Origin of the sequence: Aquirufa lenticrescens (assembly GCF_019916085.1) — a bacterium.
GTDB lineage: Bacteria > Bacteroidota > Bacteroidia > Cytophagales > Spirosomataceae > Aquirufa > Aquirufa lenticrescens.
In genome coordinates, this window is record NZ_CP049834.1 from 1,145,394 (window position 1) to 1,165,511 (window position 20,118).

Consider the following 20,118-nt stretch of genomic DNA (forward strand, 5'->3'; position numbering starts at 1 on the left):
TTCGTTATTTACAATGCTGAGCAATGGCTGCAGCTGCATCTGGGTAGCCTTTTGCTTGTGATCTATTAAAACTAGCACATGCGTCTGCTTTCTTGCCAGTGGACAGCTGAGACATACCCGCAAAGTACGCCGATTTCCCGGTATTATTCCCGGGGTGTTGTTCGGATTTGGCAAAATAGAACAAACTTTCTGCAAACTTACGGCCCGCATAATAGCAAATCCCTACGTTTTCTAGGTGGGAGAAATTACCCGGATCTAGTTGTGAAAGTTCCTTGTAGATGGCTGCCGCTTGCACGTATTTTCCTTTCACGAATAGCGCATTTCCTTTCGCCGTCAGTCCTTGTAAATCGCGGTTGCCTCCGCGCAACATGTTTTTCGTTGGATTCAAAATCGCCGTGTCCGCCGGGAATTTTTTCAAGGTCTTTTCTAATTGCGCCAGTAAGTTTTTGTCTGCCCCTTGCTTCACTTCGAACATCCCTAGCAAGTACTGATTCCATGTTAAGGCGTTGTCGTTGTTTACGTCCAAAGATACCTGCAACGCCCGCTTGATCTCGTTCGTATCCTTGAGTTTCGCAGACGTGAAAATCATATTCTTGTAATAACTAGACGCGCGAGGCCAGGCATCAAAGGCACGTTTCGCATAGAAGTGAGCCGAGTCCATTTTGTTCAAAGACGCATAAATGGAGGTGCGCAAGAAGTCATTATAGTGCAAGAAAGGGTTATCCTTTTCGCTCTCTTTCAACACACGCAAGGCGTCGTCAAAACGTTTGTCCCGAATGTAGTAGCGAGATAACATAGCTTTCATCGGTAAAGTGGACGAAGAAAGATTCGGAATGTCTGGCAATTTCTCCACTTCAATAGTCGCCATTTTCGGATCTGCGTTCACTTCTCCCATCACGAATTTTTGGATCTTCAAGGACTCAAACGTTTCGTTCGCGATGTAGATCGCTGGGATTAAAAGAGCTGCTCCCGCGATGAGGTAAATGAAGGGTAGTGCGCGTAGGTTCCGTGATGTATTGTCCAAAGGAATCAACACCAACGCCGCCGCCAACGACAGCATCGTCTGCATCGCTGTCCGCTCTGCCGGGAAGTTTAAAAGCGCATCCACGCCGTAGCAAGTAACGGCTAAAAAGGCGATGATGACCATGAGTTCATCGCCACGTTTTTGGTTTAAAAACTGAACCGTATAATAGAGCAAAAGCAGGAACAATCCTGCAAAACAAAGTCCGCCTACCAGACCTAAATCCGCAAACATTTCGATGAAATCATTGTGCGCGTGATACGGCACAAATAACTCGTTCGCCAGCTCCCGCTCGTAAGGAATCGAGGCTAATTTCCAGTTGCCATAACCCGCACCTAAAATGGGATTGTGAAGCGCATAATCTGCAGCAGTTCCCCAAAGGTGAATACGAGAATTTTGTTCACTGGCAATGGTGATGTCTCCGATACGCTTCGTTACTGTGCCATAACCAGTCTCGGTATCTTGTCCAGCGACAGCTAATTTCAAACGCATATTCGAAGCGAAGATCGCTAGGACCGCAGGCAATAAAACGAAAAGAAGCGCCGGTTTTAGCGCTGATTTTTTCTTCCAAATAAGTCCAGTGAAAAACAACACTATGATCAACGCAAAACCCACATAGGTGGAACGCGTGTTCAACAAAAACAGGCCAAACGTCCCTAAGAATAGGGCGATGATTCCGGCAATTTTGCCTAGCCATTTGGCAGACATAATCACATACATTGCAAACGGAATCAATATTAAAAGCGTCGCCGCCGTCACGTTCTTATTCCCGTGGTATTTATTCAAACCTAGGATGGCCGCGTCCAAATTCATCGTGCGCAAATTCGCGCTAAAACCCTTGATCACATAGATGGCATCGAAGAACAAAAAGGCCGTAATCGCATACGCAATCCCAGTAAAAAGAAACGCGCGATCTTGGTTATAATACAGAATCGAGAGATTCAAAAAGACGAAATAGGTAGTAATCAATCGGGCCAAAGTCACCAGCGTCTCCGTGGGATTTATCGCATAGAAATAGGACCCAATCGCCCAAAAAACCAACAGCGAAAACACCCACGTAAACTTGAAAGAAAGAACGTGCTTTATAGCCTCTTCGTAGACTTTATAGCGTAGACCTATGAAGGCCACAATCCCTAAACTCAAGCTACTCGAATACAACCACTGCGCACCCATCACATCCGACCCGCCCATGTCTGGGATGAAGTAGACGGCGAGGTAGAAGACGCTGGCTAAAATCGCGATGAAGGAGGAGAGGGTGGGTTTCATGGGGTAAATTTAATAAAATATAATAACTACTCACCCAACCAACGTGCCTGAAACCAAGATGTTGCCGCTCCTTGACCTCTAGCATTTGCATTAAAACCAACATTGTAAATATTGATATAATCAGTAGAGCCATTTAGATATATGACTCTATTTACGATTAGTGTGACGGCCGATATTGAACCAACGACTCCGACGTTTGCACCATTCTTGTATATTACCATTGAAGCCTCTCCATTTCTATAAACATCATAGCTTGCACTAATTTCCCAATAACCCGCCTTTTGGGGTGTAAAAGTATATGTTGAAGTATTGAACCAACTACTTGGCACATTGACAGTATTATTAACAACACTATACCTACAAAGATCATAGGTGTAAGCACCAGGCAAAGTATAAGAAACATTTGCGTATGCTTCAAGTAAGAATAGTTTGGATGACGATGCAGTACCAATAAAATTATTCGCTTTCACATTACCACTCACCTCCAATTTTTCAGAAGGAGCATTCGTTCCTATCCCCACATTACCTGTTGTATTATAGGTATTTGTTCCTGAAAGTATCCAGGGATTTATAATGGCGGATGAGCCAATTTGTGTAATGTTAGCAGTTCCAGCTAGTACCAGCTGCGTGCCTCTTGTAGCTCCAATTGTCCTCAACTTAACTGTTTGATTGGCTGTTGGAGTATAAATAAAATTTACAACGGGGTTCGATCCAAATCCGGAAGTAGATGTAGTCGAAGTAGTTATAGTTTGTGTTCCATCTACTAATAAAGAATTTGTCGTAGCATCTACAAAACCATATTCAATATAACTTCCATCTGCAGAAGGTGTATTTGCTCTTATCTGAGCTTGAAACAAATAGGTTTTATTAGCAGAAAGTGTAAAAATACCTGTGGTTGTATTGTAAGGAATATTACCACCATTATTCGTTGTAAAAATTAAATCTCTATTAACACCAACTGTTGTTTGGTAAATAGTACCCACAGACACATAATCCACACTCTGTCCAGTGACTGGCGAGTTACCCGATATTACTTGTGCCTCAAACCAAGGATAAGAACCTGAAGCAGAGAAATCACCAAGTCCTCCAACTGTAACGGCTCCACTGTTTAACGAACTTAGCAATCTAAATGATAATACGGTAGAGACATTGGGAGTAATGATTACCTCTGCTATACCACCAAATGCACCAGCACCTGATGCTCCATCAGTTGGTGAATAAGCATTGGAAGCGCTGCCAATATAAGACGTAGAAGTTTCATTATACCACATGAATGCGGGCCTATTACCTGAAAAATTTGGCACAGCCGCCATAAGTCTATAGGTATTTCCGGGAGCTAAGGTGATTTTCCCATTAGTCGTATTTAAGGAGATATCTTGACCTGAAGTATTATCAACCCGAGTAAAAGTAACAGCTCCATCTACTGCAACGGATTGATTAGCCGTCCTAGATCCTCTTACAAAAGAGGACGCAAAACTACCGCTACCTCCTGCAGTTGCAATAGTAGCCCAGGCATTTCCATTCCAAAAATAATATCCTGCTGGCAATCCAACATTATCTCCTGTATTATACACTAACAAACCAGTTGCCGGGCTTGCAATTGTAGAATTATCAGAAATACCAGTTAATGTAACTCTTGGTGGCAAAAAGCCTTTATTGGTAGCACTTACATCCAACTTAGCAGATGCATGTGGAGTATTGGTGCCGATGCCGGTTTGGGCAAATACACTTACAGAGATTAAGAAGAAAAATACTATCTTTTTCAATTTGTCTTTTTTAGAACCCGAGGTAAATAAACGTGTTTACAACTAATTTTCGTGGTGTAATATCGATGGTTTGTTGCGTTACCCCTCCATTAATGCTCGTTGATGTGGCGGTATGATTGTGTGGATCTATGACATGAGTATGGTCTCCTGCAGAACCAATGATACCCGTGGTTGCATAAAAGGCGTTTATGACACGGTCAGTAATATCTGCGTCTCCTTCATTGGGAGCCATTCCTGTTTTAAAGGCATAGGGGTATCCATTTGCATATCCTCCCGTAGAATTGGGCACTATCTTCACCGGGTGATCGTGAGCTCCAGCACTTTGCATAGTAGCTGTGGTATTACTAACCGTTATTGTAGGTATGATGTTCGGTAATTGATTTTGAGCAAGCGTCCTACTCATACTTCCTGTTACACTCCCCAAACTACCGCTAGATTGCACCAAAACCGCATCTGTTGCATCTGGAAGATTAGCGCCAATTCCAAGTGCCGTAGCTTTTGATTGTTGTGTAGCAGTTAATGAAGATTTTAACCGTCCATCTAATTTAATCCATCCATTGTGATCTGTAGATTGAATCCCCGTTTTTATATCTCCAAAATTGATGACGGTCATAGGGGCATTCCCAGATATTTTTTTCCACGTAACGAAAGACCGTCCATCTGTATTTGAATAAACATTATAGGCTCCATTGGATGCCCACGCTTTTATTTTATAGGTTGCACTACCCGTTGTTGTTACCTGATACGCTGCTGTACCTGTTGTAGAAAGTACACCATAACCTGCTAAAATTTCAGAGTTTGAAATTAATGTCCCCGAAGCGTCATATAAAGCATATTGCCCAACTATCGTAGTTGATCCTTGAGTTCTAATAACAGGAATAATTTCCCATGTACCGGCTGAAGGCAAGGTAAATGACAATAATTCAACAGGTGTTGAGGAAGTAATTGAAATTGGATTTGCCCCTAACATTTGTGAACCAAATTCCGCCGCTACACTACCGCTGCCTCCTGCAGTTGCAATGGTTGCCCAGGCACCTCCATTCCAAAAATAGTAGCCTGCGGCAAGACCTGCATTATTTCCTGTATTATAGATTAATAATCCTGTGGCTGGCGATGGAATGGTGGTATTATCCGTGCCCGATGTTAAGGTCACACGTGGAGGCAAAAAGCCTTTGTTCGTTGCATTCACTTCTAGCTTCGCGGATGCGTCAGGCGTAGTCGTCCCTATCCCTGTTTGGGCATAAAGACCACTACTAATAAATAAGATTAAAATTATTTTCCGGATCATAATTAACGATCAATTATTGCCTTCTTTATTTAACAATTTTTCTAATTGCACTATTCGCTCTTCTAATTGCTTCATTTTTACATCTTGCTCTTGAAGAGCTTTAACTAAAATGGGAGTCAACTTACTGTAATCAACAGATTGGGGAATTATTTTTCCATCAGCATCCATTGCATCCTTTTTTCCAGAAACAGCATAAGGTAGCACTTCTTGAAGTTCATGTGCTATAACACCATACATTCTAGAGCTATCCCTCTTCCAGGAGTAATCATATGTTTTTACTTTATTAATTAAATCTAATCCGTTAAAATCTTTAAAATCAGTTTTTAAGCGATAATCAGAGGATGTATTATATGAAACCATGTTGCCGCCATTTGACCCAACAATGGAACCAATATTAGTCCCCTGATTTTGAAAAAACATAAACTCGTGATAGTTGTTCCCCCAGTTTTGATTGGTATTTGCATTTAATTGTATGATACCATAATTATCCGAACTTGTGCTCTCAAGATAAAGTGTAGTCATTTCAGAAGATTTGAGATGGAGTCTGGAGAATGGTGAATCTGTACCAATTCCCACTTTATTATCGGTAGTAACTGTGTAGGCCGGAGCTACTGAATTGTTTAAATTCCAATTTGTGTAAAATTTAAACTTATCTGAATCTGCATTATCTATCCCCATAGAATAGCCTCTTACTCCCAAGATGTCGAATGCAAGATAGGGATTGCCACCGCCAGCGCCAGCGGTCCTTATCAGTGCAGTGGCATGAGATGCTGTGGAAGTATTATTTGTGTTTAAAATATACAAACTGGGACTTGTTGTATTAGAAGGGTCTGAACCAAAAGTATTAGCGTTATCTATATGTAATGTAGTTCCTGGTGTAGCCGTTCCAATGCCTAATTTCCCATCCGAATTGAGCCACATCCGGTTTGTATTATTGGTACCAAACGTAAGTGCCCCTGTAGAAAATTGATTCATCAGAGTCAACGTGGTAGAATTAGCCCCAAGGTATCCTAAATAGCCATATCGCGTACTTGGTCCCTGAGGATATAATTCCATGTACGCATGGTCTGAACCCTCCATACGAAAAATACTTCCATTAGATTTCACATGGAGTTTTACTGCGGGAGTAGTCGTCCCAATACCCGTTTGGGCAAAAACACTTACTGAGATCAAGCAGAGAAATAATATCTTTTTCATAGGACAAATTTAACGGACCCAATACCAAATAATACCAGGAAACTCATTTACATCCCCTCCTGTTCCAGCATTACTAATCCATGGCACTGGGGGATATCCATAAAAAGTAGAAATTAATGTGCCCCACCAATTACCTGTACCATCACAAATTGTTAATAAACCATACCCAGAACCAGCAGTTGAACTATACCATGGCATTCTTTGTGACAAACCCATATTGTTTGCCACATATTCCCATTTATTGAACTTTTTGTCGACTGTGACATTAGTTTGTGTATTATCTGTATTAACAAAACTATAATTCCCATTGGCCGTCCAAATTCCACCATAGCTTTTTCTATTAGTAGCATCAATCATATATTGAAAACCACTTGCACTTTTTTTAATATAATTTGCCCACCCAACAATAGAATAATTTGATGTAGAAGTGCTTGTAATATCTGCATTGGTTGTAAATGGATTCGAAGAATTTAAGGAAATCGCATTCGCATAATTCCATCCTGCATAAGATGAATTTTTCAATATTAATGTCCATCCACCACCTTCCGTAGTCATGTCTGCGTAAATTTTAATTGGGATACCTCCATTGATATTTGCATTTTTTATCCAATAAAATCCATCGGGTGAGTTAGGATAATCTTGTTTAATTTGATAAGCACTAGTAGATGCCGATGCGGGACCAAGCCCATCTTTAGCAGCACGAAATTTATACCTATAAGCTGTAAAATTAGTATTGATTTCCTGTTGCGTTAATTCACGATTATAAATTTTAAAATTGGCGACACCCATATTTATCTTATACCCATCTGAAAGCCTCCACCCAGAAATTCTGCCTATCCCTGATCCAAAAACCGCATTTGCTGCGCTCCAACCAGTCCCTGCAATTTGTGTACTAAGTGTTTGTTGAACTCCATTAATATAAATTTTATTGGAGGTGTAATTACTCCCAGGATACATGACAAATGTATAATGTTGCCAATCACCCCAATAAGTACTAAAGACAGAAGTATTGATTCCATATAAAACACCATTGCCGCAATTAAATCCTAAATGTCCATCACTTGTCCAAACATCATATGTATTGAAACCAAACATCATACCATTCATATTTGAAGCCCCAACATTCGTTACATTCGCCCACATCTCTACAGTTACAGCGGTTGCATTACTTACATTAGCCGTAAAATCCCCATAATTAGTTGTGCCATCAAATGAAAAATACCCCTCGTAAGATGGATAGTATTTATTTGAGCTTAAACTAGCATCGTTTGCGTTTAGAGTTAAATCTTTCCAAATAGTTGAGGATCCTGTATAACTACTTGAATTCCCTGCATCTAAATTTAACACCAATCCAGAATTTGAAAAACAAGTTATAGCCACACTGCCATCACCAGTTGTATTTGGTGTCCCAAATATACTATAGGCAGAACTGGATTTTGTAGAACCACCAGCACCACCACCCGTAGCTCCGCCACCGCCTGCACCTCCGCCGCCTCCAAAAAATCCGCCGCCTGCGCCGCCTCCACCGTTCCAACCCCCTACTCCAGTATCTGAGCCTCCAGATCCACCAGAAATATCATTACCGTTTGTCCCTTTAGTTCCAGGATCATAGGGCTCTCCGGCTAATCCGGGTTCAGTTATAGTGGCTGCATAGCCATTCTGGTATTTGTTATTCTTTATATAAGCTGGCTCAACGGGTTGATTTCCATTGCTAGAAGTTCCACTAATCGTATTCCCCGCATTACCACCAGTATAATTAAACTCTGTAGAAATTCCTGCTCCACCTCCACCTCCACCAGCAACTACTAAAGCGTTTGCATTCGCTGGACTTGCGGAAGTAAACACCCCTGATAATCCTCCGCCTGCACCTCCATAGTTACCTCCACTTCCACCATTACCTCCAAAGCCATACTTAGCCGTAGCTGATTGGCCAGGAAATCCGCCCACTACGATGTATAAAGTTTGGCCTGGCGTTACATTTAAAGTTGTCGTTATATTTGCTCCTGCACCACCTATTTGTCCTCTGGCACCTGTACCTCCTTTGGCCCCTATAGCATTCACCTGAATACTCGTGACACGATTAGGCACGATGAACTTTTGAATAGCACCTGAATAGGAAAATACTTGAGTGGTATTTACAAAAGGTTTCCGAAGTGCTAAGTTTTGAAAATTAATTTGCGCATTCGACAAAATCGAAGATGTCAATAAAAATAGTATGAAATAAAATTTCCGCATTTTTTAATATATACTATCTCCAAAAACAAAACCTGTTGATGTGGTATTCATTACTAATCCAACAATACTATTTGTAGATCTTGTTGTTAAACCGTTGGCAGAATTTAACGTTACACCGGTACCTTGGACAAAAATGACTTGACCTACGCCGCCTTGTATTACTTGACATGAAAAACCAACTGGCAAATTATTTGGTACCGTTACATTAATGCTAGTGGTTGATGTAATCAGAAATATCTTATTGTTATCAGTGGCTGCTAAAGAAAACGAAGAAGGAGATGTAGTCTTACTATTATCAATAATTAATCCATTCGCAATTGCTATCCAACTAGTTCCGTTATAATAATAATACCCGGGAACTACCTTATAAGGGTCCGTTGTAGTAGTTGCAGTATTGTAAACTAACAATCCTGTTGCCGGGGTAATGGAAGATCCTGCAGAATTTTTAATCGTTGTATTATCATTAGTTCCAGTTAATGCAATGCGAGGGGGTAAAAATCCTTTATCGGAAGCAAATACATCTAGCTTCGCAGAGGCATTAGGAGTGGTGGTGCCTATGCCAGTTTGGGCCAATGCACCAAAAGAAACCAATAAGAAGAAGACTATTTTTTTCATATTATCGAATCCAAATTTGATGGAAGGTGCTATTTTGATACCCTGTGCCACCTGTTCCTGCAGGGTAATCATCTACTTCCCATCTATCTGTATATCCTTTGATTCCCCAGTGATTTAACCCGGCGATCCAAAATGGAAATTCCGTCATTGCTTTGTTCCCCTGACTTGTAAAAAAGCTAGACGCACTTCCTGGCGTAATTCCATTATGACCTGTAAGTGGAAAAGCCCCTGATTGTATCCCTGATGCACTTCCTGTACCCGTTTTAAAATAACTGATTGTCTCGGGATGTGAAGTCTTAAAATTTACAATTCTATTGTGCCCTGATGTTATTCCATAAAAACGTAGTTCCGTAAAAGTAAAACTACTTAAATAGGCTGGTGAAGTATGCCCCCAAGTAGTTGTACCTTGTTCATTTGTACCTAAGGCAGTAGAGCCTTGAAGTGGTAAGGAATTTGCTCTAACATTTAATTCAGGATTAGTACCTCCTGCATGTAAATAATTCAATACCAAAGTCCATCCTCCGCCATCAGTCGCCATATCACAATAGCAAGTCGTATTAGGCTGTGCCCCAGCTAATCCGTCAGGATCTATAGTATAAGTACCAGAAGCTGAACCTGGGAAAGCGGCTAAAATTTCTTTACATGACCTTAAGATATTTTCACGAAACAATATACCTAATCGCATGGATGGATAGTTAGAGTTAGTAATTGGTGTAACTCGCACAAAGCGTGCAAGCATGACATTTGAAAAGTTGTTGTACACCTTTGTATTTTGATCCGAATTCAAAGTCATACCCGTGCTTGCAACTGCCCAATTAACATTATCTATACTCGTTTCCACTTTAGCACTGGTTACCCACTGGGCCATATTACCTCTACCTTGCGTAACTATCCCTTGTACCCAACGTGGACTTTGAAGATCATATTGTAAATAATCATTGGGGTTATCTACTGTTCCAGCTGACCAAGCCTGTGTTGCGTCTAACCATGGTCTATTATGTGATACTCCATAGGCATCATTAATATAAACACTTGATGAAGACCAATTGATTGAATTATTAATAGACTCCATGGTAGGGGCTCCATTCATACTGGTTGCAGCTACCCATTTACTGGAATTATTTGTTAACACTAATTTAGCCGTGCCATTAAAGGTAATTTTATTTGAATAGACCGTTGTGATATTGGGTATAGTGATGGTGTGACCTGTTAATATATTAGCATTTCCCGTTAAATCTTTAGGACTTGTCCAAATAGCCGTGTTATTAAAGTTACCCGATCCCGTACTGTTGGTAGATGTTTGAGCAACAAGCACCGATAATTTACACAAAAGAAAAAGAACCCATACTCTTTTCATGGTCGTCTATTTTTTCTTGCGCTTTAACTTCTTGACTTGAGATTTTAAGCTATCGATTTGCTTTTGTTGCTCTTTGATAGCCTCCACTAAAAGGGCTACTACTTTGTCGTATTTCACCGAGCGGTATTCCTCTGGCGAATTGTCTTTAGACACTACCTCTGGCAGGATTTTCTCTACTTCTTGAGCGATGAAACCTACTGAACGATTTTCACTAAAGCTACGAGTAGGAAACTCAGTCGTCTTCCAATCAAAATTTACCCCACGAAGCTGCAATACTTTTTGCAACGGATTTTCGATAGGAGAGATATTCGTTTTAAACCGTGCATCTGAGGAACCAGCGATGGAGTTTGCAATGATATCGCCCGCAACTTGCAAACGTACGGAAGGAGTTAAGCTACCCATGCCGATATTCCCATTTTCCATAATGGTAATGCCATTTGTTTCTGCAATGGAATTAAAAATACGGAGTCTAGCATCGGATGAGGTCGTGCCATATTGATCAATTATCCAGTCTGCCGTACTTCCGTTTAAAGATTTTTTAATATTGATTTGGCCTCCTTCGTTAGAAGTAAAGGCCGGATTAATCGAAATTTCTCCAGGGATAGTTCCTGTAGAATTTCCTACCGTGAGGGTGCTATTAGGAGCCGAAGTTCCTATCCCTACATTGCCACCTATAGGATTAAATGCCAAGCTGTATAGGGTGGCATAATTCCCTCTATCTCTCGCCTGCATCCAAGAAAATGTAGACGTAGAACTTAGGCCAAAATCCAACACGTGCGTATTTGCTCCTGATGCGCCTAACCTTAGGTTGCCATTTGCTGAAGAGTTAGAAGTAGCTGGATCTGCCTTAGTCGTAAATATGTCTAGCTTATTAATGGGCGTAGTCGTCCCTATCCCCGTTTGGGAAAAGGCATAAAACGACACCAATAAAAGGACGACTATTTTTTTCAATGCTATTTTTTCTTGGTTGGTGCCGCTACTGGTGCCGGTGCCGCCACCACGCTATCTAAACGTGCGGTGCGCGCCATGTCTTTTTGTAAACTGTCTATCGCCGAGATGATGAATTTCACTTGCGAGTGGGGCAGGTTGCTTTGGTCTGCGATCGCTTTGATCGAGTTCAAATTATTCCAGTGGTAATTCACCGTAGGTTCCGCGATGCGCATCGAGATGAATCTGTCAGCGGCGAAAGAGAATAAGGCCAAAGCCCCAGCAAGCATTAATACTTTTTTCATTTTATGTTGTGTTAAAATTGTTCTTTATAGTTTTAGAATAGTGCTCTAAATAATATCCATTGACTATTTGTTCCGTCTGCAATTAATTTAACCCAGTTGTTAGATGCTTCAACGCCTAGAGTTGCAGATCCCGCTGTGTTATTTGCAAAGTCTGCCACTATTTTCTGCGTTCCATTTGCATTAATTGTGACATTGAAATTCGAAATATTTTTAATAATAATTTCTTTGCCACTCATTGTGCTTGTAATAGCCGGCAGAGAGATTGTACCCGTTGCAGCATTTGAATAAATCACATATTTATCATCCGTTGCAGAAACGGTATAAGTCGCAGAAGAAGAAACCAATCTAAATGCAGCATTCGGATTTGAATTCCAAGTTGCTCCTCCATTAGCATCAGAAGTTAAAACTTTATTTAATCCTGCGCCTGTAGAAATCGTAACCGTGCTACTGAAAGTAGCAGCCCCTGTTGTAGTTAAGGTAGTTAATGTCGAATTACCAGATGCCGTCAATGTAGATAAAGTCGTTGCACCTGTCACTCCTAAAGTACCCCCAACCGTTTCATTATTCGTAACACTCAAACTTGTTAAGGTAGATGTTCCGGCTGTTAAGGTACTTGCTAAGGTTGTAGCACCTGTTACTCCTAAAGTTCCGCCTACAGTTTCATTATTCGTAACACTCAAACTTGTTAAAGTAGATGTACCGGCAGTTAAGGTAGATGATAAGGTTGTGGCTCCTGTCACTCCTAAAGTTCCGCCAACATTCACATTTCCAACAATACCAGCACCACCACCAACTTGTAAAGCCCCCGTTGTTGTAGAAGTAGATGCCGTTGTTCTAGCCAAGGTTAAATCACCATTGATGGTAGCACTTGTTATGGAAGTGTTACCAATTACAGTAGTGTTTGATCCATTGCCCTTTGCATTTGAGCCAATTACAATTTCATTCGTTGAACTGGTTGTGTTAGACAAGGCCATAGTTCCAATAAAGATACTATTAGTACTACTAGTTAGGTACCCAGAGGAAGTTCCCTGTGGTCCAGTTGTAGCATTATTGTATGCGCCAGCTGAACTTCCTATAGCAATATTTGAATTCCCTGATGTTATTTTAGAAAGCGCATTGCCTCCAATACTCGTATTATCAGCACCGGTAATTGCACTCCCCATCGAACTATTTCCAATTGATATATTATTATTAATTTCACTAGCAGTAACTGAAACTAAATACCTTAATGAAGAACCACCAAATGCGATGTTATTTGATCCAATTGTATTAGCAGATAAAACATTACTTCCTACACCAATATTGCCATTACCACTTGTTAATCTATTTAATGTACTATATCCAATTCCAACGTTATTGCTTCCAGATAGGTCATTGCTAAAAATACTAGACCCTATTGCATAATTGTAATTATACGCTCCCGTACTACTAAGGTTATCTGAGAGACCAATAGATAAATTTGAGGCATTACTTGTTGAGCTAGACCCTACAGAAAGATTTGCTCCATTAAAATCAGCTGCATAAACACTTCCTGAAACACCAACACCCCCATATACTTGCAATGCACCAGTAAACCTAGAAGTTGAAGCTGTGCTAGAACTTACCAAAACTCCTCCGCCACTACCGACTCTTAATCCCCACTTTGTTGGACTACCTGTACCACTAAAGGTTGGGGCAATATCAAGTCCAACTAATACATCTGAGCTAGATCCTGAAGTTAAAGTTGGTGAAACTAGTAAACCACGTGCTAAAGATGAACTAGCTGTTACACTAGGAGAAAATGTCTTAAGTCCAGTAAATGTTTGTGCTCCTGTTGAAATTAAACCTGGGTTTGTTGAACTTGCTGCAGCAAGAATTAAGCTTGTTCCGCTTATAGTTCCTCCAGTTGAATAAGATGTTGCACTCGTATATGAAATAGTATTTACCCCTGAAGGTGTGGATGAAACCCAACCCGTTCCATTCGATGTCAAGACATTACCTGAAGTTCCTGGACTTGTTAAACCTGTACCGCCGTAAGCAACCGCTACAGTTGATCCGTTCCAAGTACCACTTGTGATTGTAGCAACTCCAGTTAAACTAGAACCTGTAACGGTCGAAGCTAATGAGGTACCAGTTAAAGTCCCAGCATTAGCCACAATACTTGCCGTACTTGCCGCAGTCAAACGGCCCTTACTGTCTACCGTAAATGTAGGAATGGCAGTAGAGGAACCATAGGCAGCAGCTGTAACTGTTGTGTTTGTAAGTGTCGCCGCAAAACTTCCCGTACCTGTTCCTGTCACATCGCCTGTTAAGGTGATTGTCTGATCTCCTGTATTTGTTCCAGATGTATTAGAAATAACACCCGCCTGAGCATCAGTTACATAATTTCGATTTGTACTAGGCGCAATATCTGCCGTTGTTGCATCTGCACCAGCTGTTACAAGACCAAAAGCATCATAGGTGATTTTTGTTTTAGTTGCTGCTGTGATAGCAGCATTTGGAGCAATGAAACTAGTTCCCGCCGTTAAAGGCGCTTGATAATCTGTACCAGCCACCGCCGCACTTACAACACCACTTCCGTTTGCTTTTAATAATCCGCTCACGGTTCCGGCACCCCCTTTGCTACTGCTAATTACGGATCCACTCCAAGTACCTGCAGTGATCGTACCCACCGTCGCTAAATTAGCTAGTGAAGTTAATGTTGTATTCGAAGTCGCTGAAATGTTGCTAGCAGTTGTTGCCGTCGTAGCATTTCCTAAGAAGTTAGTAGCGGTAACGTCACTGCTGAAGGTCTTTGCCCCCGCAATCGTCTGCGCTCCCGTCGAAATTAATCCCGGATTCGAAGCATCTGCAGCAGTTAAAGTTAAGGTCGTTCCACTGATGGTTCCGCCATTCGAAGCTCCCGTAGTTGAGTAAGCTAAAGTCGAAACTCCCGCCGTAATTCCTACGGTGCTCGCTGAAGTTACTCTACCCTTAGTGTCCACCGTTAATACTGGAATCGCAGTAGAAGATCCATAAGTTCCTGAATTAACACCGGAAGCAGCTAAAGTCGTCGCAAAACTTCCATTTCCAGCACCTGTCACATCACCGGTTAAGGTCGTAGTAAAGTTCGCAGCCATTACATCTGTACCTATTACTAATCCTAAATTTGTTCTGGCTCCGGCGGCGGTAGTGGCGCCTGTACCACCTTTGGCAATAGCAACTTCCGTCGCACTCCAAATACCTGACGTGATATTACCCGTTAACGATAAATCCCCCGTTAAGAATGTTTTAGTATTCGAGCTATTACCTAAAGTCACCGTATTGCTTCCATGACCTATCGCACGCATACCGATAACGACTTCATCCGTTCCTCCGCTAGTTAATGGCCTTGCGTCGTAACCTAGCAAGATACCATTATTCATCGTAGTATTATTTCCTGTAGCACCGCCATTTGGACCATAATTTCGTCCGGCAAAACCACCGACCGCGGTATTATTATTTCCAGATGTTAAATAGTCAATCGTAGCTGCACCAAGAGCAACGTTTACACTACCACCTGTATTTCTTTGCAATGCCTCACTACCCACAGCCACGTTATAGTTACCAGAAGTGTTTGCATTTAAAGCTGTTGCACCCAGGGCCGCGTTTGAAGCAACTGCTCCAGCTCCACGTCCCACAGTTAACCCATTCACTGAAATATCTGTATTAAATGTAGCGGTATTTGTAAAGGTCTTTGCTCCCGCAATCGTCTGCGTTCCCGTCGATATTAATCCCGGATTACTTGCATCTGCTGCTGTTAAAGTTAAGGTTGTTCCACTGATTGTTCCACCATTCGAAGCTCCAATAGTTGAATACGCTAAAGTCGAAACTCCCGCCGTAATTCCTACCGTGCTAGCAGCTGTTAATCGACCTTTGCTATCTACTGTGAATGTAGGAATGGCAGTAGAAGATCCATAAGTTCCTGCGGTAACTGTAGTGTTGGTTAAGGTAGCAGATCCCGTTACATTAGATGTTCCGTCAAATGCCCCACTCGTGTAGGTCACATCCCCTATTGTAGAGATGGTGCGGCCGGTTGCTAAGGCTGTTGCTGTACCCGACAAAGTTCCTGTTAAATTAGTTGCCTCTAAACTTGTTAAACCTATTACCGAAGAAACCGTTCCACCTAAAGTCATCGTGGTCGACCCTAAAATCGTTGTACTATTAGCCAGCTTCACATTTGTGATACTACCATCCGAAACACCCGCTGATGCTACACGTGTATCAACATAATCCTTAATCAATTTTACGCTTGGATATCTTGATGTAGAAGCTGCATCTGTTGTGATGTTTGTACTCATATTATCTACAGATTGAGCTCCTAAATTTGTTAAGGCTCCTCCTGCTGTGGTGGCACCTGTACCACCTTTGGCAATATCAATCGTTGTAGCACTCCAAATACCCGAAGTGATTGTTCCCACACTAGTTAAACTAGACGCCGTAATATTACTTGCCAAAGTCGTACCCGTTAAGGTATTCGCATCTGCCGCAATCGTAATATTAGCAGATCCATCGAATGCCACACCGTTAATGTTTCTCGCTGTGGCTAAAATGGTGGCAGATGCTGCATTACCTGAAGGAGTTAAATAATCCGTACCGGCTACCGCAGCACTCACCACTCCACTTCCATTTGCTTTTAAAATTCCATTAACGGTCCCAGCACCACCATAATTACTCCCAATCGTGGTTCCACTCCAAGTCCCGCCGTTCAAATTACCCGTTAAATTGATATCTCCTTTAAAATAGTTTGCAGTAATTGAATTATTACCAATAGTGACTGTGTTAGAGCCATTACCTACCACATTATAACCGATGGCTATTTCATTTGTAGATGTATTTGTTCCTGCACGAACGCCACTACCAATAAAAATACTTTGTGTTGAACTTGTTAAAGCGGTTCCAGAACCAGACCCAAAAAGTAAACCCGCATTATCTCCTACAGCCACGTTATTTGAAGCTCCTGCTGCATTGTATAATGCTTTAGCCCCTAAAATTGAGTTATTTGCTCCGCCATTGTATAAGGATTGATAACCTAATACTGTATTGTTAGCCCCAGTTCCAGGATTGTAAAGTGCTTGATAACCTACAGCCACATTATTATCGCCGCTTGATGGTGCTGCAGAACTATAAAAAGATTGAGAACCTATAGCTACGTTATATCTGCTATTAGGGAATTTCATAGCTTGATAACCTAAAGCGACATTATAACCACCGGAATTAGATGCAGCTTGCGAGTTGGCCGAATTTCCAATGGCCACATTATAGTCAGACGTATTATTATTTAACGCTAATCTACCTATGGCAATATTATTCGTCTTATTATGAGTTCCATAACCAAATAAGATTTCTCGAACAGTCATATCATTGCTAAAAGTCTTTGCTCCAGCAAACGTCTGCGTACCATTCGTTACCACACCACCATTCGATGCATCCGCAGGAGTTAAAATCAACTCTGTAGTTCCACTAATCGTTGCACCTTTCGCATTTGAAGTACCAGAAATGGCGCCAATAGAACTTAATCCTGCATTTGCCGCAACAATCGAATTCTTCACGTATTCTGTGGTAGCCACTTTCGTTGAATTATCACTCGTCGCCGGAGTAGGCGCCGTAGGAGTTCCTGTAAATGTCGGTGAAGCAAGAGGGGCTTTTAATAAAATATCGGATGTATTTGCTGTAATACTAGCCGTGTTCGCCGCCACATTCGTAGGCAATGTTGCAATCGTACTTGAACTCACACCACCCACGGAATTCACGGTCGTTGCAAAAGATCCATTCCCTGATCCTGCAACATCGCCCGTTAAGGTTGTGGTGAAGTTCGCAGCCATCACATCGGTGCCTATCACTAAGCCTAAATTGGTTCTAGCATCAGCGGCATTAGAGGCACCTGTACCTCCTTTTAATACCGCTAACGTACCGTTGATTTTTGCTGAGGTAATACTATTATCCGCCACACCAGCATTCGCACTTTGTTGATCTACGTAGTCCTTAATCGCCTTAAACGAGGGGAATTTCGTAGTGGAATTTCCGTCAATAAGAATATTATTACTCTTATTGTCAGTAGGTTCTGCGCCCAAAGCCACAAGAGCTCCAGTCGCTGTAGACGTACCCGTACCACCATTCGCAATCGAAACAATTCCTGTTACGTTGGCCGCATTACCCGTGATATTTCCAGAAGGCGTTACGTAATCTATGCCCGCAGTTAAAGCTGTTTGCTTGTTGTTGAAAGTGGTGAAATCAGCCGAACTCAAATAGCCATTCGCAGACGCTGAGGCAGCTGTCATGCTGAAATTACCTGTGGACGCATTATAGCTTAGTGGCCCAGTCGCACTGATAGCACCCCTTACTCGAGCGTCTGTATAATATTTATTCGTAGCCCCCTCTGGGATTTCATTTGTGGATAAATTCACACTAGGTCCCACCAATCCGTTAATAGTAGAAACATCGGTCGATGCAGCTAGCTGAATCCAGTTCGATAAAGTGGTAGCTGGCAAAGCGCTCAACACGTAGTTAATGTTTTGGTCTGATCTGATAGCAATACTTCCCACTTGAGCACCTGAAATAGCCGTCATGGTCGCATCAGAATTGACTACAGAAACGCTTTGAAAAGAGATCGATGGAATTTGAGCAGATGGGATTTTTCCATTAACACCTAAGGTAGCTACCCCATTATTTGCACCTTTCTCTGTGACAGCTACAAAGTCTGTCGCAGCGCTATTTGCCGCTGTACCAAACGTTCTTTGGGCTAATACATCTGTACCAATGACCAATCCTAAATTCGTTCTTGCGCCAGCCGCCGTTGTAGCTCCCGTTCCTCCATTTGCAATGGCAATGGTACCAGATATAGTGGAGGCACTTGTTGAAATGGTGATATCAGACGATCCATCAAAAGGAACGCCGTTGATATTTTTAGTGGCTGCTAATTTCGTAGCCGTGGCTGCATTACCCGTCGTACTTTGATTTAATAAAGGGAAGTTAGTCAGGTTTGCTGCGCTGCCGTTTGGACGAAGGTAATCCGTTCCTGCCACGAGTGGCGCTTGCACATTAGTCCCTATCACTAAGCCTAAATTCGCCCTGGCTCCAGCTGCAGTAGAAGCTCCTGTTCCACCATTAGCAACAGCGATCATTCCTGTTACATTGGTTGCATTGCCCGCAATATTTCCAGTTACTTTCGATCCAGCAATAGACGTAATTTTTGTATCTGTGACAGCTCCATCAATGATTTTAGCCGTGGTAATCGAGTTCGCCGCAATGGCAGGAGCATCCGCCGTTCCCGTTAAATCACCCGCTAATTTGACTAACCCTTTCGTGGTTGCATTTGCATCTGGAGGGGTTACCCCTACCGGAATCGTGATATTCGCTGTACCGTCAAAAGGAATTCCGTTGATGGTGCGCGGGGTTTCTAAAGCTGTGGCTTTGGCCGCTAAATTAGCGCGGTTTGCTTGATTTGCTAGATTCGAATTCCCCGTACGATTATCAATATAGTCCTTAATCGCCTTCACAGAAGGGTACTTCACGGACGAAGCAGAGTCCGCAATGATATTCGTTGATTTATTTGCTAAAGATTCTTTGGTGTCTAAAATGGCCAAAGTAGGAATGGAAACTTGCTTGTCCACATCCGCCGTGTTGTCCACATTGCCTAGGCCTAAATTTGTTCGTGCAGCGATGGCATTCGTCGCACCCGTACCGCCTGAAGCGATCGGTAAAACCCCTGATAATTTCACCGCAGTCTCCGCTAACAGGGTGTAAGGAACGTACGTAAATTTCTGATTGCTCACCTCGGTGTAGCGGCCACCTTGGTCAAAACTCACATTCGTAATGATGCTTTTTGTAACGCCGTCCCAGCTCAAGGAAGTAAAAGTCCCCGCTTTCCCCGTATTAACGCCACCGCCAATAATCAGGTTTACAAGGCCGTATTCGTCGGTTTTAGTTTTGTGAAGTTCCTCGTATTGCAAAGTCGTTCCCGCATAAATCCCAAAACGGATCCACACGTCTTTGCTCACGTAAGGTTGCGCGGTGACGTCTTTTCCCGGAATTTCAATCGGATTCGGGTCGATGATCACGGCTTGATAACTGATTCCTTTGTTCTGCGAAAAACCCACGAAGGAAATCAAGGAGAATGCGATGAATGATAAAAATTTCTTCAT

10 protein-coding genes are annotated in these 20,118 nt (G+C 42.1%); all 10 read right to left on the bottom strand.

Annotated features, from left to right (window positions below):
• Nucleotides 1-4 precede the first annotated feature (4 nt).
• From G9X62_RS05290 to G9X62_RS05335, 10 genes are read right to left on the bottom strand one after another with little or no spacing between them, the layout of a single operon-like run.
• Nucleotides 5-2,287, bottom strand: coding sequence for an O-antigen ligase family protein (locus G9X62_RS05290; RefSeq protein ID WP_223131724.1), 2,283 nt, complete (start codon nucleotides 2,285-2,287; stop codon nucleotides 5-7).
• A 26-nt stretch (nucleotides 2,288-2,313) separates the two neighbouring features.
• Complete coding sequence (locus G9X62_RS05295) at nucleotides 2,314-4,053, bottom strand: hypothetical protein (RefSeq protein WP_223131725.1); 1,740 nt, start codon at nucleotides 4,051-4,053, stop codon at nucleotides 2,314-2,316.
• Nucleotides 4,054-4,063: 10 nt separating this feature from the next.
• On the bottom strand, nucleotides 4,064-5,341 hold the full coding sequence (locus G9X62_RS05300; protein ID WP_223131726.1) for a hypothetical protein: 1,278 nt from the start codon (nucleotides 5,339-5,341) through the stop codon (nucleotides 4,064-4,066).
• 9 nt (nucleotides 5,342-5,350) lie between these two features.
• Nucleotides 5,351-6,538, bottom strand: a complete 1,188-nt coding sequence (locus G9X62_RS05305) for a tail fiber domain-containing protein (protein ID WP_223131727.1) — start codon at nucleotides 6,536-6,538, stop codon at nucleotides 5,351-5,353.
• 9 nt (nucleotides 6,539-6,547) lie between these two features.
• Nucleotides 6,548-8,773: a fibrinogen-like YCDxxxxGGGW domain-containing protein gene (locus G9X62_RS05310; protein ID WP_223131728.1), complete on the bottom strand. Its 2,226-nt coding sequence runs from the start codon at nucleotides 8,771-8,773 to the stop codon at nucleotides 6,548-6,550.
• A gap of 3 nt (nucleotides 8,774-8,776) precedes the next feature.
• The gene (locus G9X62_RS05315; protein WP_223131729.1) at nucleotides 8,777-9,388 is read right to left on the bottom strand and encodes a hypothetical protein; all 612 of its coding nucleotides are present in this window, start codon (nucleotides 9,386-9,388) and stop codon (nucleotides 8,777-8,779) included.
• Between the two features lies 1 nt (nucleotide 9,389).
• A complete protein-coding gene (locus G9X62_RS05320; RefSeq protein ID WP_223131730.1) occupies nucleotides 9,390-10,745 on the bottom strand; it encodes a fibrinogen-like YCDxxxxGGGW domain-containing protein in 1,356 nt (451 codons plus the stop codon).
• A 6-nt stretch (nucleotides 10,746-10,751) separates the two neighbouring features.
• Nucleotides 10,752-11,696, bottom strand: a complete 945-nt coding sequence (locus G9X62_RS05325; protein WP_223131731.1) for a tail fiber domain-containing protein — start codon at nucleotides 11,694-11,696, stop codon at nucleotides 10,752-10,754.
• A 2-nt stretch (nucleotides 11,697-11,698) separates the two neighbouring features.
• Nucleotides 11,699-11,977 (bottom strand): hypothetical protein, encoded by a 279-nt coding sequence (locus G9X62_RS05330; protein ID WP_223131732.1) that lies wholly within the window; start codon nucleotides 11,975-11,977, stop codon nucleotides 11,699-11,701.
• 32 nt (nucleotides 11,978-12,009) lie between these two features.
• Complete coding sequence (locus G9X62_RS05335; RefSeq protein WP_223131733.1) at nucleotides 12,010-20,118, bottom strand: beta strand repeat-containing protein; 8,109 nt, start codon at nucleotides 20,116-20,118, stop codon at nucleotides 12,010-12,012.

Bases quoted from the DNA above. Each gene is read 5' to 3' on its own strand.
- G9X62_RS05290 (WP_223131724.1), bottom strand. From the start codon at position 2,287: ATGAAACCCACCCTCTCCTCCTTCATCGCGATTTTAGCCAGCGTCTTC.
- G9X62_RS05300 (WP_223131726.1), bottom strand. From the start codon at position 5,341: ATGATCCGGAAAATAATTTTAATCTTATTTATTAGTAGTGGTCTTTAT.
- G9X62_RS05305 (WP_223131727.1), bottom strand. From the start codon at position 6,538: ATGAAAAAGATATTATTTCTCTGCTTGATCTCAGTAAGTGTTTTTGCC.
- G9X62_RS05310 (WP_223131728.1), bottom strand. From the start codon at position 8,773: ATGCGGAAATTTTATTTCATACTATTTTTATTGACATCTTCGATTTTG.
- G9X62_RS05315 (WP_223131729.1), bottom strand. From the start codon at position 9,388: ATGAAAAAAATAGTCTTCTTCTTATTGGTTTCTTTTGGTGCATTGGCC.
- G9X62_RS05320 (WP_223131730.1), bottom strand. From the start codon at position 10,745: ATGAAAAGAGTATGGGTTCTTTTTCTTTTGTGTAAATTATCGGTGCTT.
- G9X62_RS05330 (WP_223131732.1), bottom strand. From the start codon at position 11,977: ATGAAAAAAGTATTAATGCTTGCTGGGGCTTTGGCCTTATTCTCTTTC.
- G9X62_RS05335 (WP_223131733.1), bottom strand. From the start codon at position 20,118: ATGAAGAAATTTTTATCATTCATCGCATTCTCCTTGATTTCCTTCGTG.